Origin of the sequence: Mesorhizobium sp. M0227, assembly GCF_040321855.1 — a bacterium.
Lineage (GTDB): Bacteria > Pseudomonadota > Alphaproteobacteria > Rhizobiales > Rhizobiaceae > Mesorhizobium.
Genome location: NZ_JAMYSJ010000036.1, coordinates 19,300 through 46,226, shown reverse-complemented (window position 1 = coordinate 46,226; position 26,927 = coordinate 19,300). Strand labels below are relative to the sequence as shown.

25 protein-coding genes and 1 pseudogene are annotated in these 26,927 nt (G+C 59.7%); 18 read left to right on the top strand and 8 right to left on the bottom strand.

From position 1 onward, the window contains the following. Positions 1-163 precede the first annotated feature (163 nt). Both NKJ00_RS29355 and NKJ00_RS29350 read left to right on the top strand, forming a co-directional pair. Positions 164-451, top strand: a complete 288-nt coding sequence (locus tag NKJ00_RS29355; RefSeq protein ID WP_352632252.1) for a hypothetical protein — start codon at positions 164-166, stop codon at positions 449-451. A 726-nt stretch (positions 452-1,177) separates the two neighbouring features. Beyond that, positions 1,178-1,558 (top strand): hypothetical protein, encoded by a 381-nt coding sequence (locus NKJ00_RS29350; protein WP_023760385.1) that lies wholly within the window; start codon positions 1,178-1,180, stop codon positions 1,556-1,558. Between the two features lie 385 nt (positions 1,559-1,943). Here NKJ00_RS29350 and NKJ00_RS32265 read toward each other — a convergent pair. The 5 genes and pseudogenes from NKJ00_RS32265 to NKJ00_RS29325 all read right to left on the bottom strand — a co-directional run. After that, positions 1,944-2,132 (bottom strand): annotated as a pseudogene (locus tag NKJ00_RS32265) (ABC transporter permease); the annotation flags it as partial. Positions 2,133-2,396: 264 nt separating this feature from the next. Continuing rightward, positions 2,397-3,017 carry a nitrogen fixation protein NifQ gene (locus tag NKJ00_RS29340; RefSeq protein ID WP_352632256.1) on the bottom strand — a complete coding sequence of 207 codons (621 nt, stop codon included), beginning with the start codon at positions 3,015-3,017 and terminating at the stop codon, positions 2,397-2,399. 329 nt (positions 3,018-3,346) lie between these two features. After that, entirely contained in the window at positions 3,347-3,538 is a 192-nt protein-coding gene (locus tag NKJ00_RS29335; protein ID WP_352632250.1) for a ferredoxin, read from the bottom strand. A gap of 39 nt (positions 3,539-3,577) precedes the next feature. Next, positions 3,578-4,795, bottom strand: a complete 1,218-nt coding sequence (locus NKJ00_RS29330) for a cytochrome P450 (protein WP_352632248.1) — start codon at positions 4,793-4,795, stop codon at positions 3,578-3,580. 898 nt (positions 4,796-5,693) lie between these two features. After that, entirely contained in the window at positions 5,694-6,761 is a 1,068-nt protein-coding gene (locus tag NKJ00_RS29325; RefSeq protein ID WP_352632246.1) for a hemin-degrading factor, read from the bottom strand. 686 nt (positions 6,762-7,447) lie between these two features. On the opposite strand from NKJ00_RS29325, the gene NKJ00_RS29320 reads away from it, so the two are divergent. The 9 genes from NKJ00_RS29320 to nifA all read left to right on the top strand — a co-directional run bounded on the left by NKJ00_RS29320 (position 7,448) and on the right by nifA (position 16,715). Beyond that, entirely contained in the window at positions 7,448-7,768 is a 321-nt protein-coding gene (locus tag NKJ00_RS29320) for a HesB/IscA family protein (protein WP_023766895.1), read from the top strand. Positions 7,769-8,199: 431 nt separating this feature from the next. Continuing rightward, complete coding sequence (gene nifS, locus NKJ00_RS29315; RefSeq protein ID WP_352632244.1) at positions 8,200-9,366, top strand: cysteine desulfurase NifS; 1,167 nt, start codon at positions 8,200-8,202, stop codon at positions 9,364-9,366. Between the two features lie 25 nt (positions 9,367-9,391). Next, positions 9,392-10,600 carry a homocitrate synthase gene (gene nifV / locus NKJ00_RS29310; RefSeq protein WP_352632242.1) on the top strand — a complete coding sequence of 403 codons (1,209 nt, stop codon included), beginning with the start codon at positions 9,392-9,394 and terminating at the stop codon, positions 10,598-10,600. Beyond that, on the top strand, positions 10,597-10,977 hold the full coding sequence (nifW, locus tag NKJ00_RS29305; RefSeq protein ID WP_023736300.1) for a nitrogenase stabilizing/protective protein NifW: 381 nt from the start codon (positions 10,597-10,599) through the stop codon (positions 10,975-10,977). The genes nifV and nifW overlap by 4 nt, the downstream gene beginning before the upstream one ends. 188 nt (positions 10,978-11,165) lie before the next feature. Beyond that, a complete protein-coding gene (locus tag NKJ00_RS29300) occupies positions 11,166-12,017 on the top strand; it encodes an electron transfer flavoprotein subunit beta/FixA family protein (RefSeq protein ID WP_023795975.1) in 852 nt (283 codons plus the stop codon). A gap of 17 nt (positions 12,018-12,034) precedes the next feature. Further along, a complete protein-coding gene (locus NKJ00_RS29295) occupies positions 12,035-13,144 on the top strand; it encodes an electron transfer flavoprotein subunit alpha/FixB family protein (RefSeq protein ID WP_023766900.1) in 1,110 nt (369 codons plus the stop codon). Positions 13,145-13,153: 9 nt separating this feature from the next. Next, complete coding sequence (locus NKJ00_RS29290) at positions 13,154-14,461, top strand: FAD-binding protein (protein WP_352566231.1); 1,308 nt, start codon at positions 13,154-13,156, stop codon at positions 14,459-14,461. 11 nt (positions 14,462-14,472) lie between these two features. Continuing rightward, on the top strand, positions 14,473-14,772 hold the full coding sequence (locus tag NKJ00_RS29285) for a ferredoxin family protein (RefSeq protein WP_023678245.1): 300 nt from the start codon (positions 14,473-14,475) through the stop codon (positions 14,770-14,772). A 179-nt stretch (positions 14,773-14,951) separates the two neighbouring features. Continuing rightward, the gene (gene nifA / locus NKJ00_RS29280) at positions 14,952-16,715 is read left to right on the top strand and encodes a nif-specific transcriptional activator NifA (RefSeq protein WP_502906419.1); all 1,764 of its coding nucleotides are present in this window, start codon (positions 14,952-14,954) and stop codon (positions 16,713-16,715) included. A 217-nt stretch (positions 16,716-16,932) separates the two neighbouring features. Here nifA and NKJ00_RS29275 read toward each other — a convergent pair whose 3' ends face one another. Beyond that, positions 16,933-17,106, bottom strand: a complete 174-nt coding sequence (locus NKJ00_RS29275) for a hypothetical protein (RefSeq protein WP_352632258.1) — start codon at positions 17,104-17,106, stop codon at positions 16,933-16,935. Here NKJ00_RS29275 and nifB point away from each other — a divergent pair. From nifB to NKJ00_RS29240, 7 genes are all read left to right on the top strand, one after another. Then, on the top strand, positions 17,021-18,433 hold the full coding sequence (gene nifB, locus NKJ00_RS29270; RefSeq protein WP_352632240.1) for a nitrogenase cofactor biosynthesis protein NifB: 1,413 nt from the start codon (positions 17,021-17,023) through the stop codon (positions 18,431-18,433). The genes NKJ00_RS29275 and nifB overlap by 86 nt on opposite strands. 31 nt (positions 18,434-18,464) lie before the next feature. After that, complete coding sequence (locus NKJ00_RS29265; protein WP_023672218.1) at positions 18,465-18,659, top strand: 4Fe-4S dicluster domain-containing protein; 195 nt, start codon at positions 18,465-18,467, stop codon at positions 18,657-18,659. 95 nt (positions 18,660-18,754) lie between these two features. Continuing rightward, positions 18,755-19,075, top strand: a complete 321-nt coding sequence (locus NKJ00_RS29260; protein WP_352632238.1) for a nitrogen fixation protein NifZ — start codon at positions 18,755-18,757, stop codon at positions 19,073-19,075. Then, complete coding sequence (nifT, locus tag NKJ00_RS29255) at positions 19,072-19,284, top strand: putative nitrogen fixation protein NifT (RefSeq protein ID WP_023678250.1); 213 nt, start codon at positions 19,072-19,074, stop codon at positions 19,282-19,284. The genes NKJ00_RS29260 and nifT overlap by 4 nt, the downstream gene beginning before the upstream one ends. Before the next feature lie 33 nt (positions 19,285-19,317). After that, positions 19,318-20,211 carry an SIR2 family NAD-dependent protein deacylase gene (locus NKJ00_RS29250; RefSeq protein ID WP_352632236.1) on the top strand — a complete coding sequence of 298 codons (894 nt, stop codon included), beginning with the start codon at positions 19,318-19,320 and terminating at the stop codon, positions 20,209-20,211. An 85-nt stretch (positions 20,212-20,296) separates the two neighbouring features. Then, complete coding sequence (locus tag NKJ00_RS29245; RefSeq protein ID WP_352632234.1) at positions 20,297-22,141, top strand: ABC transporter ATP-binding protein; 1,845 nt, start codon at positions 20,297-20,299, stop codon at positions 22,139-22,141. Positions 22,142-22,163: 22 nt separating this feature from the next. Then, a complete protein-coding gene (locus NKJ00_RS29240) occupies positions 22,164-24,056 on the top strand; it encodes an ABC transporter ATP-binding protein (RefSeq protein ID WP_352632232.1) in 1,893 nt (630 codons plus the stop codon). A 599-nt stretch (positions 24,057-24,655) separates the two neighbouring features. Here the strand turns inward: NKJ00_RS29240 and NKJ00_RS29235 are convergent. Continuing rightward, the gene (locus NKJ00_RS29235) at positions 24,656-25,696 is read right to left on the bottom strand and encodes an LLM class flavin-dependent oxidoreductase (protein WP_352569645.1); all 1,041 of its coding nucleotides are present in this window, start codon (positions 25,694-25,696) and stop codon (positions 24,656-24,658) included. Between the two features lie 89 nt (positions 25,697-25,785). Continuing rightward, entirely contained in the window at positions 25,786-26,925 is a 1,140-nt protein-coding gene (hisC, locus tag NKJ00_RS29230) for a histidinol-phosphate transaminase (protein WP_352632230.1), read from the bottom strand. Positions 26,926-26,927 lie beyond the last annotated feature (2 nt).

Below are 26,927 nucleotides of genomic sequence, written 5' to 3'. Positions count from 1 at the left end.
CCGCGCACGATTCACCCTCCGCATTCTCGCGAAATGAGTGAATCACGGAGCTACCCCAACCGCGAGCCCCTTTTTCAACAGCCTGTTAGAGCACTACCTGCGAAGCTTCCTCCTTCTCCAAGGAAAAACACCGGCTGACATCCGGGGCTATCAGCATCATTTCTTGGACATGCTGGACGAAGGAAGACACCTCGGGTTGGAGATGCCGAGCGAGGTAGAAGACTTCATCCGCTCACGCACGGTCGCGAACGAATACACGCAGATCCGATACGACTACAAGCTTGACAAGGACGGGCCGCGTAGGACTGCGCGAACCATGGAGCGATTGCGGCTGGTGGTTTGGGAGATAGAGAAAGCCGTCGGTCTGGCTATCCGGAAGACGGGCATCGAGGCTGTGTATGGTGAACGACCATCGGCAAGTCCACTAAACGGATCGTTTGCCAAAGCATGAGGAGACCATTTCGGCTTCGGCACTGGCAACTCCCGCAGACCCACGGCGGCGCCAGGTTTTGTACGGCTGCCCGACCAGGTCGAACAGGGAACGAGGCGTCGGCCTCGGCAAAAGCTCCGATCAGCAGATTATCGATTGGCTTCACGGCTTGCCTCTAGCATGCCGGGTCATTATTTCGGTGCTTGGCACAAAGCCCAAAGGTCATATGAGTGAATGGTCGTTCTACTCGTTCGACAAAAAGGGCTTCAGCTTCCAAAACTGGTTAGACGAGAATGCACTTGGGTACATCGTCTTAGAGCGACCAACATTCGATTTTACCCCCGTACCGGTCGAGATCTGCCAATAAATATTGAGCGACGTCCAGAAGTGCGAGTCTAACTTTGGCTACATTCCAGTGATCATGGATTCGGGTGGGGTGGGCAGGACTGGTCAGGTGTGCCGGTGGATGAAAGCTGTGGAACGAAGCGACAGCTAACCCTGGCTTCATAGCCTAGGTTTGTAGCGCTCTTGACTGCCTGACCGCGCCGGATAAATTCCATGCCGTGCCTTGAGAGAAGCGGCCCTGGGCATCTTGGCTAAGCCGCGTGATAACCGACGATGGGGGAGCCCTTACGTCGTAGACAACGAGCAGCACGGCTGCCCAACAAAACTCCTTGAACACATCAACTGGCCCGCTGACCTGCTCACGCAGTCGGCGGCCGAACGAACACGTTTGGAGATGGAGTCATGCGGATACAGAGTGGCTATTGGTGGGCGATTAGCATTCGGCAGGAGGATGATCGGCCCGAGATCATCGACGTAGGTTCTTATTCCTTTGGCCAAATGGCCAATCGTGTTGGGGATGCCGATCCATTCGACTTAATAGAATTCGAGCTACTGCAATGGCTTGATGCCAGCCTCTGGCCAACGGAGGGCGCCGTCGATCCATCGACAGTTCGCGAGGGCTATTGGTGGGCGCTTGACCCGGCAGAGAACGCATATCAGATCGTCTTGGTGGGCAAAGATAGAGCAGTTCGAACCTTCAATGGCGATTTCGATAGCTGTCTGGACGAGTTCGAATTTCTGATGCCTCTGGATCTCATCCCCACGGCTCGCTCCGATCACTAGGGCCTGTCGCCGTCACGTTGGCTGCTTGCGCGTCACCTCGAACCTTGGTCATGTCGCCTCCTGATCCGTTACGCGATAGGCTCCATGGCCAACCTTGATGAGTAGGCGCTCGTTACACATCCGAATGAGATAGCAACGAGCTGAACGGTGCGCGGACAGAGGCAATTCTGCCGATGCGGCTATCTGAACCCCTTGATATCAGCGCATCAACTCGGTTGAAGCAAAACGAGATCTAATCGCATTAACTCACCGCGAATGGTCCGTTAGCAGACTATTTCAACAACAGCGCTGTATTGGCGGTAGCCCTCTCCCGACTCGAACCCCCGAATAAGCGGTTCGATCATGCTTGCATCACTGTATGTCCAGGGCCGTCAACTTCCTTCATGAGCGCGCGAAATTCAGCTGGAGGCGCAAGGCAGAAAGTTCGAAAAGCTTCCAGGAACCCCAGCGCGCGCGCCGCCGGAACCTGGCCGAGAATGATGGCGGAGCCGGCAGCAACGAAATTGATGGCGACGCCGGAGACAATCTGGCCGCCCCAATGGGTGATCGAGGCGAAACTGTGCACCAGCGCGAACAATGACGGCGGTGAACCGCGGCCGCCCAGGCGCCGCAACCGCCAGGCAGGCGAGCAGCAACGGCCCGGAGAACACCAGTTGCTCGGCGGCGATGGTGCGGGTCGCATCCCGCACCGCCATCATGACGGCGCCCGCCGAAGTGAGTATGGCGACTAATCGGACAGCAGGCACAGCATTCAATCCCCGAAGGCGTCAGTCTACGTTCGTAAGAGACATATGGCGCGGCGCGAGCGCTGCGGCTGTACGACAGACGAAAGCGGTTCTCAATCCGAGGCGATGCCGTTCTTGATCCGTGTGAGGCGGCTTTCGCCTTCCTCCGGGCCGAAGCAGCTTTCGACATCATTGCATTCCCGGCAACTGGGCGCGCTGCACAGCGAAAAACCTTCGGCCTCGCAGAGCTTGCGGTAGAAGTATTTCTTCCATTTCATGTTTTGGGTGTTGCCGGCCGCCAGCGTCGGAAAATGCGAGGCGAGCAGGCGGCCGAGCTCGGTCCGATTAAAAAGGCCAAGCTCCTGCCAGAGGTGGTCATTGCGCATGGCACGCCGGGCGATGATCCTGGCGAAGCGGGCGCTCGTCGGGTCGCCAGGACGGGCATGCGCCAACAGCAGTCCATGCAGCAGTTCTTCCTCCAGATCCGGCTCGGGCTCGCTCACCTCTTTCAAGGCAAACGCGTTGATAGGAATAGCAGGAAAACAGCGGGCCAGGACATCGCGCAGCTCGGCGCGCGAAAGTCCGGTTGCCTCCGTCACAGTCGCCTCGCCGGCCTCGATCTCCTCGAGCGCACGTGAAAGCACACAGGCAAGCACATGCTGGTCGAACCTCCTCTCCAGCTCGATCTGCGGCCATTGGCCGGTGCTGAGCCGGGCATAATGTTGGGCAAATATGGTGCGTTCTCCTGGTTTGTCCTATCAAATCATGCCGAGATCCGGCCTGCCGCAACATGGGTCGGGCAGTTCTTCGGGTATACGCAGTCGCCGATCGCCTCGCGGTCGAGTAGTTCGGCAATTTTCGTCTGGTTCACTCGGCTCTGTCGCAAATTCTGTGATTGGAAGGAGGCGTTTCGCGAACCCCGGCCCTGCCGTTTGCGCTCACGGGGAACACAGGCGCGGGAAATGCCCCCGCAGAGTTGGACGTGAACCGTGCGGGACCGTGCTGAGTGGCCACATGGTTCAAGCCGCCAGACTCACGGTTGAATGACGTCTGATTCAGAGCGTCAGAGAGTGAGTTCCAGCGCACGTTCAGGACAGGATCGCACGCCTCGTGATGCAGGCAGTTCCTCCCCTTCCGCAACTTGAATGTCACCAAGCAGGATGTAACCGTCATCATCGAGTTTGAAGATGTCAGGCGCTTGCGCCGCGCATCGCGCGTGGCCCTGGCATTTGGCCTTTTGGACGATGATGCGCATGGCACTGCCTCCATTGTTTGTGCCCGGCTCGGGGCGGGCCTAAGACCAGTCCAGGATCAAATTTTCGATCCCGAACACATGGCCGCCAGAAGTTATCGGTGCCGTACCCTGCTTGATCTTGAAAGCCGGAATGCGCGCCAGCCACTCCTCCAGGCCAATGACAATCTCCCGCCGGGCAAGGTGTGAGCCAAGGCAACGGTGGGGACCATAGCCAAACGCTGCGTGGCGGTTGTCCTCCCGCTCCAAATCGATAGCGTTGGGGCATTCGAATTCCGCCGGGTCACGATTGGCAATCATAGTGGCGCAGGAAACATAGTCCCCCTTCCGGATCGGCGCGCCTTCGAAGTCGATATCTTTCGTGGCCACGCGGATCAACTGAATGGGCGGATAGGCCCGCAGCAATTCTTCGGTTGCGAGCGGGATGCGGTCCGGTTCGCTCCGCAGCAATTGCTGATCTTTGAGATTGCGTGCGAGGTACGCCAAGTCAAAGCCTATAGCTGCTGCGACCGTATCGAGCCCAGCGACGAAGACAAGCACGCCGATGCCGCGGACTTGGGTGTCCGTCAGCCGGCGGCCCTCGACCTGTGCCTGCACGATAAAGGTCATGAAATCGTCAACCGCCTCATCGCGGCGCATGGCTGCAAGTTCGTCGATGAATGCCACGATCGTCCGGGCAGCCACAGGTCGTTCCATATCGTCACCGTGGAGCAGATCTTTCCCCCAGCCGACGAATGTATCGAGTCGGTCATCAGGCAACCCCAGAAAGCGAAGAAAGGTGCTCACCGCGAAAGGAAATGCAAAATCCTTCATCACGTCGCAGCTTGTGCCTGACGCGGCGATCCTTTCGATCAGCTCGACCGCCCGTTCGCGGACAGCCGGTTCCAAAGCCAACACCCGCTTTGGCGAAAGCAGCGGATTGAGCAGTGAGCGAAAGACGCCATGGGCCGGTGGATCGAGCTCAAGCGGGATCGTCGGCCAGTTTTCACCCAGTATGGAGGAGAAGATGCTGCGATGGCTGGAAAAAGTCTCTGCGTCCTGCAGCACCCTCCGCTGGTCCGCGGCACGGGTGATGACCCAGGTACCCCGGCCATCTTGCGTGTTGTAGCGGGAGTAAAAGATCGGAGGCCCGTCATGTACGCAAGCGACAGCTGCGTGTGGATCCCCGTTGGGTGTTGGTGGCATCCCTGGCGATGTAAACAGGCTGAAGTCCCTCACCATTTCGGGTGGGACATGATCTGGAACGGGGTTGGTCGCCATTTTGTTTTCTCTACATTGGCGTTCATGGCTCGATTGAGATTGCACGGCTGTTCATAAAGTCGATTTCCAGCATGGGCACGTCTCTTGTCGGGCGCCTTCTAGATTCTGTCGCCTGATACAGCCCACCTGCACCAGCGCGGATGAGATCGGTTGCGAAGTCGATCAGAAGGGGCATCTCCGCCGCTCTGCGGTCATGAAGCAAAGCCGCCGCTATCCCCGTTGGGGTTGAGAGGCTGGTCATCACCGCTGAGCTCCGTGACGCACTGCTGATGCCCTGCTGATCAAATCGTCGAAGCAAGTCGCGTGCCGGATAGGCGTACCCATGGCGCTGCACCAAGCGACGCCAGCCTGCACTGGGCCCGCCGCCGCTAAGTTGATGATCACCTGTCCATCATTCTTAGGACAACATCCGACAACCGACATCCACGGTCGGTTTTGTCGAGTCCGCGACATCGGGCTGTTCGGCCTGCCTGCTGCTGCACTGCCTTCCGGTCGATGAGCGAGGAGATCGTTCGCACGGCCCGGATTGAGCAACGACGCGATCCCGCGCAAGGATCGGGTGCGGTCCGACAAGACCCGGCGGCGCTTGCGCGCGATGATCGAAATTATCAACAAGGTCGAGCCGCGCTTCGATTCGGCGCTGATGGCGTATGCGTTGTATCGCTCGCAGCCGCTGCAAGGATCTCCGGCTAGACGGCGATGCACTCGTGCGGAGCGGTCCGGCCGACGACGAGCTTGACTGTATCGATGCGGACAATTCCGGCGTGCACACCTAACCGTGCGTATGCGCTGCGACGGCAAGCTCTATCGCACATGGACCTATATTTCCTCGCGAGCCGCTGTCGGAACGTGGTGCCGAGTCCTATGGCGACCGGTTCAATCCGAGGGCCTGTCGGCTCTACACATCCCTGTCGGTCGGACCGGGAACGCGTGGCAGACTCTCGGCCAGAAACCGCCAGTCGCTGCGCTCGCGTTCGCCTTCCTTGCGCGTGCCGAAGAACTGGATGATCATCTTGCCGTCGGCGCCATAGGCTTCAATGGACGTGACGTGACCGTCCCTCGTCGGCTTGCGCACGGCCCAGACCTCGCGGATGTGATGGGTCCTAAGATGCAGATGGAAGGTCTCGTCGAGCACATTGATCCGCGGCCCGATCTGCTTGACCGACTTGATCGGGCCGGAATGGATCTGGATGCAACCATGATTGCCGACAAAGCACATGATCGGCATCTCGTCTTCGGCCGCCTGTTGGAACAGGGCGCCGACGGCATCATTGTCGAGCAGCCAGGCGTAATCCTCGTCGGCCATACGCATCGCCTGGCAGCGGCTGAGCTTCAGTGCCTTCAACATATGGTAGAACTGATGCACGTCGCTCAGCCGGCTCCAGTGCTCGCGTAGGTCGTCGACCGTGGCGGCTTGGTCTGGACTCACTGCGTTATCGCGCGCCCCGCTCGCCTCGACCGATATGATCGGCTCCTGGTCGGAGGATGCGAGCTCTGCCGCCAGATTCTGATAGGCGTGCAGGTTCGAGGCGGGCCTGAGATGTACTTTGTGCATCGCCTCGCCGGTGGCATCAAAGAATTGCAGGCTGCGGCGGATCTCGGCTCCCTCGCGCTTCTCGACGGCGAAGCCATACGCCCACGCTTTCGGGAAGATGCGCAGGTCGATCTCGTCGCCGAGCACCATGGCATGCTGGTTGCCGGTGACAACTTTGTCGTAGACGCCGATCTTTTGGTGCACGGCACTTTCGTTGCGGGTGACCGCCATCACCTCGCCGACCGCTTCGAGGCCGGTCAGCAGATCATCGACGCGCGGCTTGATGCGCACCGCGCCGTGCCCACAATGCGCCGCGACCAATTCGGCTTCCGAAATGCCCAATCGAGCGGCGAGATCATGCTCCCGGATTTTCGGATTGTCTTCGCACGCACACCGTATTTCATCCGGCGACGGTTTCTCGCGCTGGTCCATGTCTTACCCCTGGTTCTACCTACGTTTAAGGATCAGCTGCCCTGCCGGGGAATCTTCAGCCGATAGGGCGGCCGTAATGCTCGCCCCTGATCTGCTGCTGGCCCATGAACAAAGTGTCGCTGGACAGCGTGCACACGGCGTCGCACCCGCGCCAAAACCGGCGAGCATGCACATGCCGATGGCAGCATCGCATCGAGCCTGTCGGCGGCTACTGGGCGGTGGTGAGCGAGTATGGGTGTTGTCGCAATCGGCCAGGCGGGCATTCGGATGCCACGGGCGGCGCTGCTTTGCCAAACAAGGCGTATCTGACCCGGTCCTGACATGTTGCCCCCTTGCTTCGCCCCATCCATCGCGAGGGCACCCACGGCATGATTGTGGATCGGCATACTCTTGCCGCCTCGCCTAAACGGAGCTTCAAAAACCGTGCCAATTGCGCCGAAGCAAGCTCAGAAGACGTTCTGTATTTGCTGATGTGAGTTCAACCAAGAACTCAGGCCCAACATCCCTCGTGGCGATCCCGACAAACCCGACAGTACGTGTCGGTTGGCCGACAGCTTCGCAGCAATACACTCACAAGAAGCACGGCAGTGTCAGAGATGCCGCGCTGTGTTGAAACGTTTCTTCGCTTTGGCACGGTGCATGCGACGTGATGCGCAAGCAGGTCCCGGACTGAGGAGAATGGAGCCATGATTACGCTCACCGACAACGCTGTTGCCGCCTTCAAGACTGCTCTTTCCCGCGCCAGCGAGCCGGCGGAAGGCTTTCGCATCATGGTCGAGGCCGGCGGCTGCGCCGGCTTCAAATACTTAATGGGCCTGGAGAGCGTGTCGCGCGAGGGCGACGCGATCACTGGCACAAATGGGATCAAGCTGTTCGTGGACGCGGGTTCCCAACCACATGTCGCCGGCATGACCGTCGACTTCCTCACCGGGCTCGAATCTTCCGGCTTTGTCTTCGATAACCCCAATGCGCGCGAGAAGTGCGGCTGCGGCAAGTCCTTCAGTTAAACGCCCGAAGCGCCTATGCGGCCGTCGGACTCATTTTGCGGCAGAGGAGACTTATATGGCCGGCACGACAGATGTCCCCGTCCTAAAGACCAAGGAAAACGGATCTCGGGACCGCCATTCGCTTCCGGTAAGGTGCAAAGAACGCCCCTCCCGAAACAGCTCTGGTCCTGGTGTCACCCGAGCTGCTTGCGGACAGATCGCGCTGCTGTGCCAAATTCGGCTCATCGAACACGTTATCGCGCTCGCATCCTTACCTGCGGGCTGACGACGGGCACCGCGAAGATGTCCATATCGACGGAGATCCGGTCTGCGTCAACACTCCGGCGTCTGCGCGGGCTGCCAGTTCAGGCCCATTATCATCAACGGCATGCGCCAGAGGCTCAACGAGTCGGTCCGCGCCGCGTCATTCTGGTCAACTGAGGATCGCACCTATGAAGCCTGTCTACCTCGACAACAACGCAACCACACGGGTCGATCCTGCGGTCCTGCAAGCGATGTTGCCGTTCTTTAGGGATCAATTCGCCAACCCTTCGTCGGCGCACGCTCTTGGCGCCTCAGTCAGTGCGGCGGTGAGAAATGCGCGGAGGCAATTGCAAGCGCTGATCGGCGCAGAGTTCGACGATGAGATCACCTTCACCTCGGGTGGGACAGAAAGCGACAATGCAGCGCTTCTTTCAGCGCTCGAGGCGGCGCCCAACCGAACCGAGATCGTGACGTCCGCGGTCGAGCATCCCGCCGTGCTGACGCTCTGCGCGCATCTTGAGAAGACCCGCCGCGTCAAGGTGCACAGGATCCCGGTGGATTGCCTTGGCCGGCTCGACCTCGACGCCTATATGGCCGCCCTGACCCCAAGGGTGGCAATCGTTTCCATAATGTGGGCGAACAACGAGACTGGTGTGATCTTCCCCGTGGCCAGGCTTGCCGAGTTGGCCAAGGAAGTGGGCGCCCTTTTCCATACGGATGCTGTGCAGGCGGTCGGCAAGCTTCCGATGGACCTGAAGTCGACCTTAATCGACATGCTGTCGCTCTCCGGCCACAAGCTGCACGGGCCGAAAGGGATCGGTGCGCTTTTCGTAAAACGTGGCGTCAATTTCCATTCGCTGATCAAGGGGGGTCACCAAGAACACAACCGGCGTGCTGGCACCGAGAATACGCCCGGCATAGCCGGGCTCGGCACGGCGGCCGAACTCGCCTTGAAATTCATGGACGACGAGACCACACGGGTAAAGTCGCTCCGCGATCGTCTGGAGGGCGGGATCCTCCAGCGCATCCCAGGCACCTGTGTCACTGGTGATCCCCTGCAACGGTTGCCCAACACCGCAAACATCTCCTTCGAACATGTCGACAGTGATGGAATTCCACTTCTCCTCAGCCGCATTGGCATAGCGTGTTCCTCTGGCTCGGCCTGCACCTCCGGCTCTCTGGAACCAAGCCATGTCCTAAGCGCGATGAAAACGCCGCACGCGGCAGTCCGCTTCTCCTTGGCGCGGGACAACAGCGAAGAGGATATCGACCGGGTGCTCGAGGTCATGCCGGCAATCGTGGGGAAGCTGCGCAGCTTTTTCGGTTCTGGGCCGGGTAATCCGGTCTATGCGTGAGCGGCAGAAGAACAGGCTACCGGTCATGACCCGTCATGTCTCTCTCAACGATACGACATTGCGCGATGGCGAGCAGGCGCCGGGCGTCGCCTTTACCACGACGGAAAAGCTGGAGATCGCTGAGTCTCTTGCGGCGGCCGGCGTCACAGAGATCGAGATCGGCACGCCGGTCATGGGCGTCGACGAGATCGAAACAATTCGCGCCGTGGTCGCGCGGCGTCTTCCGGTTCGGCTCATGGCCTGGTGCCGGATGACGTCGTTGGATCTCGATGCAGCGATCGAGAGCGGGGTCCAAGCGGTCAATTTGTCGCTGCCTGCGTCGGACATCCAACTTGCCGCCAAGCTCGGCCTCGACAAGGCGGGAGCGCTCCAGGTCATCGATGATATGGTCAGGCGCGCCGCCGCCGCCGGCTTCTTCGTCGCGGTGGGGTGCGAGGATGCCTCGCGGGCCAATCGGGATCATCTCGCCCGCGTCATCGAGACGGCCGCACGCGCCGGCGCAAGCCGCGTGAGGCTGGCCGACACAGTCGGTGTTCTCGACCCGTTTTCGACCTTCGAACTTGTCGCCCAGCTCGTGGCGCGGTCTCCAATCGACCTTGAATTTCATGCGCACAACGATCTCGGACTTGCTGGCGCCAACACGCTAGCCGCGATCCGCGCAGGCGCGCGCCATGCCTCCGTCACCGTCCTGGGGCTCGGCGAGCGTGCGGGCAATGCCGCGCTGGAAGAGGTGGCCGCCGCGATGGCGGTCTTCGGCGGCGCGGATACCGGCATCGAGCTGACCGCATTGCCCGGCCTCGCCGCCGAGGTGGCCTGGGCCGCCCGCCGGCAGACCGCGGCCACTAAGCCGGTCGTCGGCGCCGATGTTTTCACCCACGAATCCGGCATTCACGTCGCAGGGCTGCTGAAGGACTCGCGTACTTATCAGGGGCTTGATCCGGCTCTCGTGGGCCGCTGCCGGCGGATCGTCATCGGCAAGCATTCCGGCGCCACTGCGATTGCCCATGTGCTGAGCGAAAGCGGTCGCGATCTCGACCCGGATCTGGCAGCCGCGATGGTGGCCCGCGTCCGGCGCGAGGCGGCCGAGACCAAATCGACGCTCACTGCAACTCAACTGGTCGAGCTCTACGATAGGATGTGCAGCGAGGCGTCCCTCCTCGAGCTGTGCGGGTCCAGGTCAGCCGTGCGCGCGCGCGCAAAGGCCACAGTTTTGCGACCAGGGAGAATGCAATGAATTGTTCCGCTGACAGCCGCCCCATCGATGTCACAGACATCCTCGCACGACTGAAGCGCCTGTCGGCCGCGGAGGAGTTCTTCTCAGTCCTTGGCGTCTCCTATGACCCCAAGGTGCTGAATGTCTCGCGGCTCCATATAATGAAGCGCGTGGGCCAATACCTTGCCGAAGAAGATTTCTCCGGTCTGCCCGACCAGGTGATTGCCGCGAGGGTGCGCGCGACGCTCGAACGCGCTTACGAGGACTTTGCGATTTCCTCGCCGCTCACGCATCGGGTCTTCAAGGTGCTCAAGGACCACGATCCGAACAAACCTGCCGCGCCGGGTCACACCTTTGTCCCGTTCGACTCGGTACTGAAGCGGTTCGGACGGGAATGAGCGGCGACAAGGGTTGCGACGCGACAATGTCGAGCAGCCGACAAATCCGGTCAACACCACAGCGCCGTCAGAAGCAACCAGCCGAAGTTGTAGGAAAGGGGGCAGCGCAAGAGACTTGGCACGAATTATGCGGATCAAGGAGATAACCGCAATGCCCGCACCCGGACAGGAGCCTAGAGAAACCGCCAATGCACATCGTAATCTGCATCAAGCAGGTGCCGGACTCGGCACAGATAAGGGTCCATCCGGTGACGAACACAATCATGCGCCAGGGTGTTCCGACCATCATCAACCCTTACGACCTGTTCGCCCTCGAAGAAGCGCTCAGACTGCGCGATGCCTATGGCGGCGAAGTCACTGTGCTCACCATGGGTCCGCCCATGGCAGAGGACGCGCTGCGCAAGGCGCTCGGCTACGGCGCCGACCGAGCGGTGCTCTTGACCGACCGCTATTTTGCCGGCTCCGACACGCTGGCGACCTCGTTCGCCCTTTCCCAGGCAATCGCGAAGGTCGGCGAGACGTTCGGCACGCCAGACCTCGTCTTCACCGGCAAGCAGACGATCGATGGCGACACCGCCCAGGTCGGGCCCGGCATCGCCAAGCGCCTCGGACTCCTGCAACTGACCTATGTCGCGAAGATCCCCTCTATTGACCTTGCTGCAGGCGAGATCAAGGTCGAGCGCCGCTCCGAAGGCGGCACACAGATGCTGAAGAGCAGGCTGCCTTGTCTCATCACCATGCTGGAAGGCACAAACGAGATCCGCCGGGGCTCGATCCACGACGCCTTGTGCGCCGCGCGCAGCCAGGTCTTGAAATGGAGTGCGGCTGACGCCGGCATCGAGGATCTCACCAAATGCGGCCTGCGCGGCTCACCGACGGTCGTCAAGCGTGTTTTCGCCCCTCCTGCGCGAGCTGAAAAGGCGGCACTAATCGACACCGCCGAGAAGGCCCTGCGCGATGTCGCTGACGAACTCATCACCGCAATCTTCACCCGCCAGCCGGCGCTGGAACATGAACTCGCCTTCAACGGCGGCGCGTGACGGCAAGGAGCAAAACGATGTCGACCGCGAACCGAGAAACCCCTCGCCCTGCCGCCGGCCGCGCCGGCATAAAGAAGGAGCTGCCCGCCCATTTCAAGGACTACCGGCACGTCTGGGTCTTCATCGAGCTCGAACGCGGCCAGGTCCACCCCGTATCATTCGAGCTGCTCGGCGAAGGCCGCAAATTAGCAGACAAGCTTCAGGTCCAGCTTGCAGGCGTCGTGCTCGGACCGCCGGGAGAGGCCGTCGGGAACGCCGTTGCCGAAGCATTCGCCTATGGTGCTGACCTTGTCTACATCGCCGAGGCGCCCCTGCTCGCCGACTATCGGAACGAGCCTTTCACCAAGGCGATGACGGATCTGGTCGATACCCACAAACCCGAAATCCTTCTTCTCGGTGCCACCACACTCGGCAGGGATCTTGCCGGCTCCGTGGCGACGACCTTGCAGACAGGGCTCACGGCCGACTGCACCGAACTCGATGTGGATACCGACAGTTCGCTCGCCGCCACGCGTCCGACTTTCGGCGGTTCCTTGTTGTGCACGATCTATACGCTCAATTTCCGCCCTCAGATGGCGACAGTGCGGCCAAGGGTCATGCCCATGCCGCAGCGGACGGATAAACCGGTCGGGCGTGTCATCCGGCACAAGCTCTCGCTTGCCGAGGACGAGATCGCTACCAAAGTCCTCGGCTTCCTGCCGGACAATCAGTCGGCAAAGGCAAACCTTGCCTATGCCGACGTCGTGGTTGCGGGAGGCCTTGGTCTTGGCGCGGCGGAGAACCTGCAGCTTGTGAAGAACCTCGCGCGAGCAATCGGCGCCGAGCATGGCTGTTCGCGCCCGTTAGTCCAGAAGAGCTGGATGCCAGCTGATCGGCAGATCGGCCAGACTGGCAAGACCATCCGGCCGAAGCTTTACATAGCGGCCGGGATTTCCGGCGCCGTCCAGCATCGGGTTGGCGTCGAGGGGGCGGATCTCATCGTGGCCATCAACACCGACCCGAACGCGCCGATTTTCGATTTCGCTCACCTCGGAATCGTCACCGACGCGATCCGCTTCCTGCCCGCACTGACGGAAGCCTTCACCCGGCGGCTGTCGCCCCACAGTCGCGATAAGCTTGCGAGCTAAGGGACGGACATGATCGAGGAAAACTTCGACGCCATTGTTGTTGGGGCAGGCATGTCCGGAAACGCAGCTGCTTACACCATGGCCAGCCATGGCCTAAAGGTGCTGCAGTTGGAGCGCGGTGAATATCCGGGCTCCAAGAATGTCCAAGGTGCCATCATGTACGCGAACATGCTGGAGAAGATCATCCCCGATTTCAGGGACGATGCGCCTCTCGAGCGGCATTTGGTTGAACAGCGGCTTTGGGTGATGGACGACACATCCCATACCGGGATTCACTATCGGTCGGACGACTTCAATGAGGCCAAGCCCAACCGATACACAATCATCCGTGCCCAGTTCGACAAATGGTTTTCGCGTAAGGTGCGCGAGGCCGGCGCGACGGTTCTGTGCGAGACGACCGTGACGGAGCTCATCCGTGACGCCAAGGACAGGGTGGTCGGAGTCCGCACAGATCGGGCCGGCGGAGCCATCTACGCGGACGTGGTCGTTCTCGCAGAAGGTGTCTGCGGACTGCTTGGCACGCGAGCCGGCCTGCGCCAGATGCCGAAGCCACAAACCGTGGCGCTCGCCGTTAAAGAAATGCATTTCCTGCCCGAAGAGGTCATTGAGCAGCGGTTCGGCGTCAAGGGCGATGAAGGCTGCGTGATCGAGGCGGTGGGCACGACCTCCCGCAGCATGGCCGGGCTCGGCTTCCTCTACACCAACAAGGAGTCGATCTCACTGGGCATTGGCTGCCTCGTCTCCGATTTTGCCGGGATGGTCGAGAGCCCCTACGTTCTCCTTGATGCCTTAAAGAGCCATCCTTCGATCCGGCCGCTGATCGCCGGCTCGGAAGTGAAAGAATATTCCGCACACCTCATTCCCGAAGGCGGCTACAAGGCTATTCCGCAGCTGTTTGGCGATGGTTGGGTCGTGGTCGGCGATGCCGCGCAACTGAACAACGCCATTCACCGCGAGGGTTCGAACCTCGCCATGACCTCCGGCCGCATCGCGGCTGAGGCAATCGTCGAGGTCAACAGCCGCAACGCTCCTATGACCAAACGAAATCTCGCTCTTTACAAAGCCATGCTGGACAAGTCCTTCGTGGTCAAGGACCTAAAGAAATACAAAGATATGCCGGCCTTGCTCCACACCAATTCCTGCAATTACTTCACAACTTATCCGCGGTTGATGTCGCAAGCCGCGCAGAACTTCATGCGTGTCGACGGCACTCCGAAGATCGAGAAGGAAAAGGCGACCACGGCGGCCTTCATCAAGGCGCGCTCGCGTTGGGGGCTGGTCAGCGACGCGGTCCGCCTTGCATTGGCGTGGCGCTGAAGGGAGACGAAATGACGATCGCAGTGACAAAGTCACGTGTCGAGGACAAGCTTTACCAGAACCGCTACTTGGTGGATTCCGGCCGTCCGCATATCAAAGTGCGACCGCACGAGAGGCCAAGCGCGAACTTGCTCGCGCTTACCCACGTCTGCCCGGCGAAATGTTATGAGTTGAACGACAAAGGTCAAGTGGAGATCACTGCTGACGGCTGCATGGAGTGCGGCACCTGCCGGATTTTGTGTGAGACCAGTGGCGAGATCGAGTGGAACTATCCACGCGGCGGTTTCGGAGTCCTCTTCAAATTCGGATGACCGACGCACGCACGTATTAAGAGGGGTGATCTTGATACAGTTTAGGTCTCGCCCAACGCCAAGTCTATTTTCTTTGCTTCGATCGTCGCTTTGACGAAGAGAAGCTCGTGAATACTGTGCTTTCAGAATTCAGATAAAAAAGGAGGAGCACTCTGGACGACAACCCCTGAGGTGTTTCCATGACCCACGGACCGCAAGATCGGGTCGACGAGGTTGGACCTCGGGAGACCCGCCCTGAACCGCCCATCAAAAGCATGCCCCAATCAGATATCGCGCTCAGAGGACTCTACGAGATATCGAAGGTGCTGACCGCCCCCAGCGAGCTGGAGATTACGCTCGCCAATGTCGTGAACGTCCTGCCTTCATTTCTGCAGATGCGTCACGGAGCAATCGTCGTCCTGGACGCTGAAGGAGAGCTGGAGATTGCCGCGACTGCCGGCAATACCCACGTACGTCAATCAGGCACTCGCCGCGTCATACCACAGGCCGTAACAGATCAAATCGTCGCTACGGGGACGCCGCTCTTCATACCGGACGTGCGCAAGTCCGAACTATTTCAGGCTGACCTTCAAACGTCTTCGAGCATCGGAACCATCCCAATTGCCTTTATCGGTATCCCGCTAAAGGCTGATCATGATATCCTTGGGACATTGTCGATCGACCGCGCCGGAGACGGCGCCACCGACTTTCGCGACGACGAGGCCATTTATTTCCTGACGATGGTCGCCAACCTTGTCGGCCGGACCATCCGCCTCCATCGCGCCCTGAGTACAGATCGTCAGCGGTGTGGCCATGAGCAATCGGGACCGGAGAAATCGCCCAACGAGGGGAGGACCTACGACCCTGCCCGGCATGCGGATGCCAAAATCGACGGGATCATCGGGGAAAGCCCCGCACTCAAGCAGGTGCTCGAAACCGTCTCGGTCGTAGCAGGGACCAATTCCACCGTGCTTCTGCGGGGTGAAAGCGGCACCGGCAAGGAATTCTTTGCGCAGGCCATCCATAAGCTCTCACGTCGGAGGAAGAAGTCTTTCGTCAAATTGAACTGCGCCGCACTGTCTGAAAGCGTTCTGGAGTCAGAACTGTTTGGGCATGAAAAGGGCGCTTTCACGGGTGCTATCTCCCAGCGCGCCGGTCGTTTTGAATTGGCAAATGAGGGAACGCTGCTACTTGATGAAATCGGCGAGATTTCGCCGGCCTTTCGAGCCAAGCTGTTGCGTGTCTTGCAGGAAGGCGAGTTGGAGCGAGTCGGCGGCACCAAAACGCTACAGGTCGACGTGCGCCTCATATGCGCCACCAACAAGGACCTCGAGACGGCCGTCATAAAAGGGGAGTTCAGGGCCGACCTTTATTACCGCATCAATGTCGTGCCAATTATCCTGCCGCCGCTCAGAGAGCGACCCGGCGATATTCCACGCCTTGCGAACGCCTTCCTCAACCGGTTCAACAAGGAGAACGATCGCGCACTAGCCTTCGCGGCGCCGGCGCTTGACCTGATCTCGCAATGTTACTTCCCTGGTAACGTCCGCGAGCTGGAGAACTGCGTCCAAAGGACGGCCACACTTGCGCGCTCAAGGACGATCACTCCATCCGATTTCGCCTGTAAGAAGGGCCAGTGCCTTTCCTGGCTCCTCTGGAAGCGAGCCGACCGCTCGAATGGCGGCAATGCCGTCGACGATCTCGCACGGGTCAACGCAGTGCCGGTCGGATTGCGGCTGCCGGCCAGTTGCATCGGTGCCTCCGCAGGCAAGATATCTCCCCTTACGGCCGGCGATCCGAACGATCCCGCTTGTCCCCCGCGTCTGGCGGAACGCGACCGGGTGATCGACGCGATGGACAAGGCCGGTTGGGTTCAGGCCAGGGCGGCTCGTATCCTCGGCCTCACGCCGCGGCAAGTCGGCTACGCCCTGCGCCGGCATGGTATCGTGGTGAAGAAATTCTAGACGTCGTGATGACGTCAACCGTAAGCAGCCCGGAGTGGTCTCGCTCACACTCTGCGCGCCCGAGGCTGCTAGCCTCGCGACCCTATTTGCTTGTCCACTGTCGTAAGCCCGACAAAGGTTTGTCGGAGCAATCCGAAGGAATCTGACACGACAAGCCCATTCGTGAACCGAAACAGCTCTTTGAGCTGGCATAGCTCTTGCGCTTTGGACTGCGACATCACGCAGCAACGGAGCCGTTCATGTCCGCACCGGCAATTTCGCTTGAGAGCCTCAGCACGACATTCGGTGACCAGTTGCTTGGCACCATGAAAGCTGGTGGCTGCGCCTCTTCGTCCTGCGGCTCGTCGATAAAGCCCGACGACACGGATCCGGCTGTCTGGGAGAAGATCAAGGATCACCCCTGCTTTTCAGAAGAGGCGCATCACTATTTCGCGCGCATGCACGTCGCGGTCGCGCCGGGCTGCAACATCCAGTGCAACTACTGCAATCGCAAATATGACTGCGCCAACGAAAGCCGGCCTGGGGTGGCCTCTGAAAAGCTGAAGCCCGACCAGGCGCTACGCAAGGTGATCGCGGTCGCCAACGAGGTGCCGCAGCTTTCCGTGCTCGGCATCGCCGGACCGGGCGATGCCTGTTACGACTGGAAGAAGACGAAGGCAACGTTCACGCGGGTCGCCAGGGAAATCCCAGACATCAAGTTTTGCATCTCCACGAATGGGCTGGCGCTGCCGGACCGTGTCGATGAGCTTGCCGACATGAACGTCGATCACGTGACGATCACCATCAACATGGTCGACCCTAAGATTGGTGCAAAGATCTATCCTTGGATCTTTTACGACCATCGCCGCTACGTCGGCATCGAAGCCGCCCGGATCCTGCATGAGCGGCAGATGTTGGGCCTGGAGATGCTGACCGCGCGCGGCATCCTCACCAAAATCAACTCGGTGGTGATCCCGGGCGTGAACGATGAGCATCTGATCGAGGTGAATAGATGGGTCAAGGAGCGAGGCGCGTTCCTGCACAACCTCATGCCGCTGATTTCGGACCCGGCACACGGCACGCATTACGGACTGAGCGGGCAGCGCGGCCCAAACGCAATGGAGATGAAAGCTCTTCAGGATCGTGTCGAAGGCGGCGCCCAGTTGATGCGCCACTGCCGGCAGTGCCGGGCAGATGCCGTCGGCATGCTTGGCGAGGATCGTGGCCAAGAATTCACGGCCGACCGGATTCCCGGCGAGGTCACCTACGATGCCAGCAAGCGTAACGCCTATCGGGAGCTGGTCGCGCAGGAGCGCCGTGATCACGTGGCGGCCAGAAGTGAAGCGATCGGATTGGTCAAGGCAGCGAGGCCCGGCAAATCCGTCCTCTTCGCGGTGGCGACCAAGGGCGGCGGCCGCGTCAACGAACATTTCGGCCATGCGAAGGAATTCCAGGTTTACGAAGCCTCGCCGAGAGGCATCAGCTTTGTCGGGCATCGCAAGGTCGAGCAGTATTGTCTCGGCGGCCGGAGCGCAGAGGCCACCCTCGATGGCGTCATCGCAGCGCTGGAAGGCGTAGACATCGTGCTGTGCGCCAAGATTGGAAATTGCCCGCAGGATCAGCTCGCGGAGGCTGGAATACAAGCGACCGATGCTTATGCCCATGACTATATCGAGACCGCAATCAGTGCGATTTGCGCCGCCGCATCTGGAACTCCCGCACTCGCGGCGACGGCCTGAGCTGTCTCATTCATTCGGACCAGGAGTTAAAATGGCTTTCAAGATCATCGCATCCCAATGCACCCAATGCGGCGCCTGCGAATTCGAATGTCCTTCCGGCGCGATCAAGTTCAAAGGCGAGAGCTACGTGATCGAGTCACAGAAGTGCACCGAATGCGAGGGGGTCTTCGATGCGCAGCAATGTGCCTCGGTATGCCCGGTGCCGAAGACCTGCGTTCCTGCGTGACCACATGGCTGCCGACATGGTTGGGGCTGCCTACGCAGGACGCCTGGAACGCCTTGTTCACAACCTGCAGCCGCAAGAGAAATCAGGGAACGGACATGTCGCTCAGACGCGAAGAGGAGATCGAAATCCGCAGGCCGCCACGATTCATGCCGGGAGAGCGGGTACGTGCTACTCGCCACATAAAGAATGACGGCACCTATCCTGGCAGGGAGATCGGCGAAGATCTCGTGCGGAAGGGCGATGAGGGATATGTGCGTGACATCGGCACTTTTCTCCAGCAGTTCTTCATCTATGCGGTCGAGTGGATCGACCGTGGCACCGTCGTCGGCATGCGAGCGCGTGAACTGATGAGCCTCGACAAAGCCGAGGCGTCCTGCAGTGCTGAAAGCAATTCCAATGAAGGGAGGGCCAGATGAAAGTCATGATCCGCAGGACCGATGCTGGCTTGTCGGCGTATGTCCCCAAAAAAGACCTCGAAGAGCCGATCATCAAGCTCGAGAAGGAAGAGTTGTGGGGCGGAACGGTCACGCTCAGGAACGGGTGGCGGCTCCTCCTACCCGATCTTCCACGGGATACGCGTCTGCCGATCACTGTCGAGGCAAGGAAGGTTTCCGAAGAGGACTGATGCTGCCCCTAGGTGCGTCGCGAGGAGACGAGCATGAACACGATCCTGACATCGGACCACCTCGTCATCGTGCGGGACAGTTTTGCCGATAAGCTGCTTGACTTGGCGAAGGAAGCGCTCGCCGCCGATGAGGTGATCCCCTATCTCGGTCCGGGTCTTCTTGGGTTGAACTGTGCGGAACCGCCTGTGCCGCATACTCCGGAGGTCGTTGCCGCGGCACTCAATGCACGGGCGCCCGCCCCTTCCAGGATCCGCACCAATATGTGGTCGGTTGCGCAATTCATCGAACAGCGCCGGCATCGCCGGACGCTTCAAGCTTGGATGACCGACATATTCGCAGCGCCGGTGAGCCCAACCCTCCTCCACGCCTGGCTCGCAAGGCTGCCGCTCTCCCTCATCATCGACAGCTGGTATGACAGCGCGATGCGCACCGCTCTCGTGGAGACCGGCCGAACGGACGTCGTTGAGATACAAGGCGTTACGCGGGCGAACGAAATCGGCAACATTTGGACAAAAACCTACGATTTGTCCGGGAGGGAGCTCGATGCTCGATCGGGGGCAAAGACGGTCCTCTATGCACCTCACGGGAGTAGTAGGCCCTCGCAAAACTTTCTCGTCGCAGATTCCGACTATGTCGAAGTCCTGACCGAAATTGATATCCAGACACCGATCCCAGACGTGGTGAAGGAACGGCGGATCACCCGTGGATTTTTCTTCCTTGGCTGCCGCTTCAACGATCAGATGCTGCGCACCTACGCCAGACAGATCATGAAGCGCTCCTGCGGTCCATATTGCACTGTAATGGACGCGGAAACCCTGACCAGAAACGAAGCGCGTTTCCTTGCGTCAAGCGGAATAACGGTGATCGACATGCCAGTAGGTGAAGCGGCGGCTCGGCTTCTGGGAACGGGCACGGCTGCAGGTTGAGGACGGGATTAACAATGGCGGTCGCCTTTGATGATGCGTCCTTCGGCTTTCCACGAAGGCGCAAAATGCAGTCGGGAATACACCCGTGAACAGTGATGCTGTCGGCAGCGCAACGAACGCTCTGAATTCGTTGACTCATGTTGAAGCGGCGCGCTGGGGCCGGGATTTGAGTACGCTGTTGCGCATAACGCGTATGAATTTTCGGCATCCCTGGCAGGTCGCCTTCGCTATGGGCTCGACGATCATGGCGGCAATCCTCCAGTTGCTCATTCCCCAGCTTCTCGGCCGGGCTGTCGACCAGGCCCAGACAGCCATCGGGGGCGGTGTCGCCGGGAGCGCGGCAGGACAAGCGCTCTGGACCCCGGCTCTCCTGCTGCTCGCCGTCAGCGCGCTACGCGGCCTTTTCACGATGGCGCAGAACTATTTTGCCGAAGCCGTCGGGCATCATGTCGCGTACGAACTGCGGCTCGCCTACTACGACAAGATCCAGCGTCTCAGCTTTTCCTTTCACGATCGGGTCCATTCAGGCGATCTGATCACCATCGGAATGCTCGATCTCCAAGGCGTGCGGATGTATTTTTCCACCGCGCTCGTTCGCGTGGTCCTGCTCACCATGCTGATCGGGATCGGCGCCTACATGATGATCTCGATCGATCTCATGCTCGGCCTGGTCGCGCTGAGCTTCGTGCCTTTTGTCGCCTGGCGCTCATCGACCACACAGCTTAGGCTGCGCGCCACCTGGCTCGACCTCTATGAGCGCCTTTCGGTACTAAGCCGCGTGATGAAGGAAAATCTCGCAGGCATCCGCGTGGTCCGCGCTTTTGCGGCTCAATCCTATGAGATGCTGAAGTTCGACCGCGCTTCCAAGACCGCGCTCGCCCTCGCCAACGATCTCGTTGACATCTACGTACCCAGCACGTCGGCGATGACCTTGTCCTTCTTTTTCGCAATGGGATTGGTGCTTTGGATCGGTGGCAACAAGCTCGTCGCTGGCGAGATCAGCGTCGGAACCATGGCGACCTTCCTGACCTTCATGACCATCCTGCAAATGCCAGTCCGCCAGATCGGCCTCATGGTCAATGCCTTTGCCCGCGCTTCCAGCTGCGGTTCGCGGCTTTTCGGTCTCCTCGATCAGGAGATCACGATCAGGGATGCTCTCGAGGCCAGACCGCTTGAGATAAGCGACGGCACTCTACGCTTCCACAATGTCTCATTTGCGTACCCCAATGTCGAAAACCGCGCCATTCTGAAGAACCTCAGCTTTGAGGCCCGGAGAGGCGAGACGATCGCGATCGTCGGTCCGCAGGGTTCCGGCAAATCGACGATGGCTCATCTGATCCCCCGCTTTTACGACGTGACCGGTGGCGCCATCACGTTGGACGGCCAGGACATACGCAATGTCACCCTCGAGAGCCTTCGCAAGGCGGTTGCCGTTGTACAGCAGGATGCGTTCCTATTCACCACCACGATCGAGAACAACATCGCTTATGGCGACCCCTGGGCGAAGAGACAGCGAATTGAACACGCTGGCGAATTCGCCCAGCTCCACGACTACATCCTCGGGCTCCCAGCAGGGTATGAGACGGTCGTGGGCGAACGCGGCGTTTCTCTCTCTGGCGGCCAGCGCCAGCGTCTCACGATTGCTCGCACCATGATGCTGCGCCCCTCTGTCGTCGTTTTCGACGACTCAATGGCCGCGATCGATGCCGGCACCGAGCAGCGCATTCGCGCGGCGACGCGGCGCTTCGCCAAGGATCGGGTGACGATCATCATCGCGCACCGGCTGAGTGCGCTTATGCATGCCGATCAGATCCTTTTTGTCGATAACGGCGAAATCGTAGAACGCGGCAAGCATGAAGAGCTTCTGGCGAAGCGGGGACGCTACAGGGCCCTTTACGATCTCCAGACGCGCCCAGGTGGTAGCATATGACCCAGTATGGGGGCGCCCGCTGATGGACCAAGGCCCCGGCGAACTCGAAGCCGAACGTGACGACGGCAGACGCCCTCCGCGCGCGGTCGTCGGCTCGCACCGGATCGAGGAGGAGATGTTCGGCCGGGCTTTCGACAAGAGCATCCTCCGTCGGATCTGGGGCTTCGTCCATCCCTATCGGGCAAAGGTAGTTGTCACGATTGTCGCGATGCTGATCTTCACCGGGACGCAGCTTCTCATCCCCTTGATCATCCGCTACGCGATCGACAACGGCATGAACCCGGCAGGGAGCGATCGCTCAGCCCAGCTTGCGGCCGTCGGCGCGTTCCTTTCGGCGATTTTGGTCAATTTCGCCGCCGGTTACATGCAGGAAACCTTGGATGGGAAAATTGCCGAAGCTGTCCTGTTCGACATCCGCCGCGCCATGTTTGGCCATCTGCAAAAGGTTTCGCTCTCTTTCATGGACAAGACTGAGGTCGGACGCCTGATGTCGCGCCTGCAAGGCGACGTTAACTCCATACAGGAGTTCCTGGAAACCTCGGTATATTCCCTAGGCGATGTTGCACTTCTCTTCGGCATCGTTTTCGTAATGCTGTGGCTCGACTTTCGCCTCGGCCTCCTGACGCTGTCGGTTCTGCCGATCCTGGTGATCGTCCGCATTGTCTGGCTGCCGCGTGCCCGCGGCGCCTTCATGGCTGCACACGAAACCAATTCCGTCGTCAATGGCGCGCTGGCCGAAGCCATTCACGGCGTGCGGACCATACAGTCGATGGATCGCCAGCAGGTGAATTTCATTCTTTTTGACGACCGGGCCCATGCCAACCTCAGGACCCAACTGATCGCTGCCAGATATGCACTGGTCATGGTGCCTATCGTCGATGGCCTCACGGGCCTCGCCTTGGCCGCCGTTATTGTGGTCGGCGGCTCGATGGTCGTGAATAGCCGTATAGATGTGGGCGTGTTGGTAGCCTACCTGTTTTACATCCAGCGCTTCTTTGACCCGATCCGCTCACTCACCCTGCAATATTCGATCATGCAGCGCGCCATGGCCTCAGGCAAGCGCCTGACCGATGTGCTCGATGTCAAGATCGATGTTCAGGACAAACCCAATGCCGAGGTACTTTCGCCCGAAATGGACGGCTCGGTTGAGTTTAGGGACGTCACATTCGGCTACGATTCGAACCGTTCGGTTCTGAAAAATGTCTCCTTCAGGGTCAACCCCGGCGAGACGGTCGCACTGGTCGGACCGAGCGGTTCTGGCAAATCGAGTGCGATGGCCCTGGTCCACCGCTTCTATGATGTTCAGCAGGGTCAGGTGCTGGTCGGCGGGCATGATGTGCGCGACCTCACCCAAGAATCGCTCGGCCGCCAGGTCGCCATGGTGCTGCAGGAGCCATTCCTGTTCACCGGGACGGTCTTCGAGAACATTCGATACCAGAAGACGGAAGCCACGCGCGACAAGGTGATCGAGGCGGCGAAGGCGGTCGGCGCGCATGACTTCATCATGAGCCTCGCCGACGGGTATGAGACCCAACTTGGCGAACGCGGCGACAACTTATCTCTCGGCCAGCGCCAGCTTATCAGTTTCGCCCGCGCCCTCGTCGCTGACGCCAAGATCCTCGTGCTCGACGAAGCTACCGCCAACATCGACAGCTACACGGAATTGCAGATTCAGAAGGCTCTGATCAAGCTGCTTGAAGGGCGGACTGGCCTCGTCATCGCCCACCGTCTCGCCACGATCCGGGGGGCCGACCGCATCATCGTGCTTCAGAATGGCCAAGTTGTTGCGACTGGCAACCACGATGAGCTAATAGCCATGGGCGGCCTGTATTCCAAACTCTACTATCTCAACCACGCCTCCTTCGACGACATCCCCGAACACGAGACCACCGTGCAAGCTGGCTCCCAGACCTAACTTTTTGGCGGCCTTGTGGTAGTGGCGTTGACTTTCGGGCGTGTCGGCGGACCACTCAGGCACCGCAGACGGCCAGCAGGCAGCATTCAAGGACAAGTACTCCTCGCAGTTCGTGAAGACCGGCTGCGAACGATTTCCTCCAGCATCGTATCCCGACCGCGGTGCACCCCATCATCGGGCGAGCTCGCTCCTGGTGGTGGCTGGGCGTAGCAAAGCCGCTCGCGAGCGCGCCCTCAACAGCGCCGTAGCGAGTGGCGGCTTTGCTACCGCCGGGCCGCTGATGAAGCTGGAGGCGCCGCACCGACGCCGCCCCGGGCGAGAAGAACCTCTGCGGCGGGCTATGGGCAACGGGTACCGCGAGCGCGAGAGCAGACGCGTGCCTGCATCGTGACGCGCTCGGCCATCATCTCCTTAGGATCATCCAGGTTCACAAGATGGCCCAGACGCCAGCCAACGCACAAACCTGGTATTCTGTGCCGCCGGCTCGTCGTCAGTTTGGCCTCCCTCCCGATTGCCCGTCCCCACCACGTGCACGCTCGAGCACGTGGATGTGAGGGAGCGCTGTACAACGATTCAACCTCAGACTGCGAATTTCATGGTCAGCCAAATCGAGCCATGATTTCGGATTGAATGGTCGTCGCGGTGTACAGGGAAGCATCTAGCGGCAGATTTCCAAATGCCAGTTGACAAAGGAGGTAGTTGGCACCTGCCTCTTCCAACTGACCTAACAGAGCTTTTCGCACAGATTCTGCTGATCCTACCACGCACAATTCACTCTCGACTGCCGCATCGAAGGTCAGCGGCAGGTTTGGTGGAGTGGGGATAGCGTTAAGCTCGTAAAGGAATTGGAAGCTCTTGAGCCAGCGTTCGTAAGCAGGTGCCGCGAGCGAATAGGCATGTGTGTCACAACGCCCAACCACGACCATGCGGAGCAATCCGATAAATTGCGCCTGATCCCCCGCGCCAGCGTTGTCCTCTCGATAGGCGCGGAACGCATCAGTAGTTTTGCGAACAGAAGAGGAAGGTCCTACACACGCGATATTTGTTCCATTCGCAGCCGCCCAAGCTGCGGACTCGGGTCGATTGGCAGCGACCCATGTCGGCGGATGTGGACGCTGATGAGGTCTTAGCGTCAAAGGAACGTCATTGAGATCAAAATGGCGGCCTTGATAGCATAGCGTGCCGACCTTCATCGGATTAACAAGTATTTCCATGAGAATTTCGCTGGCTTCGGCATAACGGCCCGGCACCGCGTCCGCACCAATCCCGAAGTAGCCCAATTCGATCGGGAGAGCACCGCGCCCTATGCCCAGTTCGAGCCTGCCACCGCTCAACTGGTCCAGCATACAGATCTCTTCGAACGCACGCAGCGGATGATAAAGCGCAAGCAGCATCACCAAGGGTCCGAGACGCAAGCGCCGGGTGCGCTGGGCGACGCTCGATAAGAACAGATTCGGCGATGGACCTCTCCCATGGGGAGTACAGTGGTGTTCTGCCAGATGATAGGCATAGAACCCTAGCTGATCGCACGCCTCTGCTAATATCAGGCGATCTTCGTACTGCCGGCCGATATCGCGGCCATCCTCGTCCAGATGATCGAAGATGCCGAACGCTAGGTTTGAAGGAAAGACGTTTGTCACTCGATAAGTCCCCGATTTTAAAAGCAGGCTGTTCTCTTGCTGGGACGACCAAGCAAGTCGGAAGAGATGTGTGTGATCGCCGATTAGCGTCAGCGTAACGAAGAAGCAGAGCCTGACGCTTCCCTGCCCTTGGAGCTTGGCACCGTTAAGCTTCCAGCAATGTCGCCAGCGGCAGCAAGAAATGCATCCATCTGCTCTTTTGCGCCGATGCTGACGCGGATGCAGTGTTCCAAGCCTTTGTCCGGAAAAAACGCGACAAGTATCTTTTGCCTTTCCAATGCTGCTTGCCACCATGAGCCGTCCTGTCCCGCGGGCACACGGGCCAGCAAGAAATTTGCGCGGGAGGGCGTTACGGAAAATCCGAGTTGCGACAGCGCGACTGTCACTCGCTCTCGTTCATCCTTGATGTGCTTGTGGTTCTCTGCGTAGGCGCCGCGATGCGCAAGCACGCTGATACCAACGGCATGCCCGATGACGTTCATGTTGAAGACGTTCTGGATGTTTCGCAGCCTGCCAATAATTTCAGGGTGACCGAAACCGAAACCGACGCGAATGCCGGCGGCGGCATAGCTTTTCGAGAATGACCTCAAGATCAGAACGTTCGGATACCGGTTGATGAGGCGCAGGCCATGATCGGGTGCAAAGTCGACGTAGGCTTCATCAAGGACAACCAAGCGGTCCGATTGTGCTACGAGGCGTTCGATATCGCTTATCGGGAGGAATGTTCCGGTCGGATTGTTTGGATTGGCCAACATAATGAACTTGGCGTCTTTTGCCGGACCGGAAAGCAATTGCTCCATTGGAAGGGAATGAGCTTGACATCCGATTTCGAGAAACTCGGCGCCCTGAATCATGGCAAGTTTGCGGTTGAACGAAAACCCTGGCGACATCATCGCAACCTTGTCGCCAGGCGCGAGGAAAGCTCTGTAAATGAGTCCGAGCAGTTCAGACGACCCGTTGCCTGCGATGACCTGATCCCTGGAAACGCCATAGGTGCTGGACGCCGCTTCCCTCAAGCTGACGTTATCGTCATCCGGATATAGATACTGGCACTTGAGGGCCGCCACTGCACTTTGCATTATGATTGGCGGCAACGGAAACGGGTTCTCATTCGTATTCAGCTTGACAAAATTTCCGTCCGGCGCTGGTCCGTTGGACGGCAGAGGATCTAACTGTCGCGTCACTGGCGGAAGAGCCGAAAGCACAGTTTGCAGTTTTGCATCGGACATAT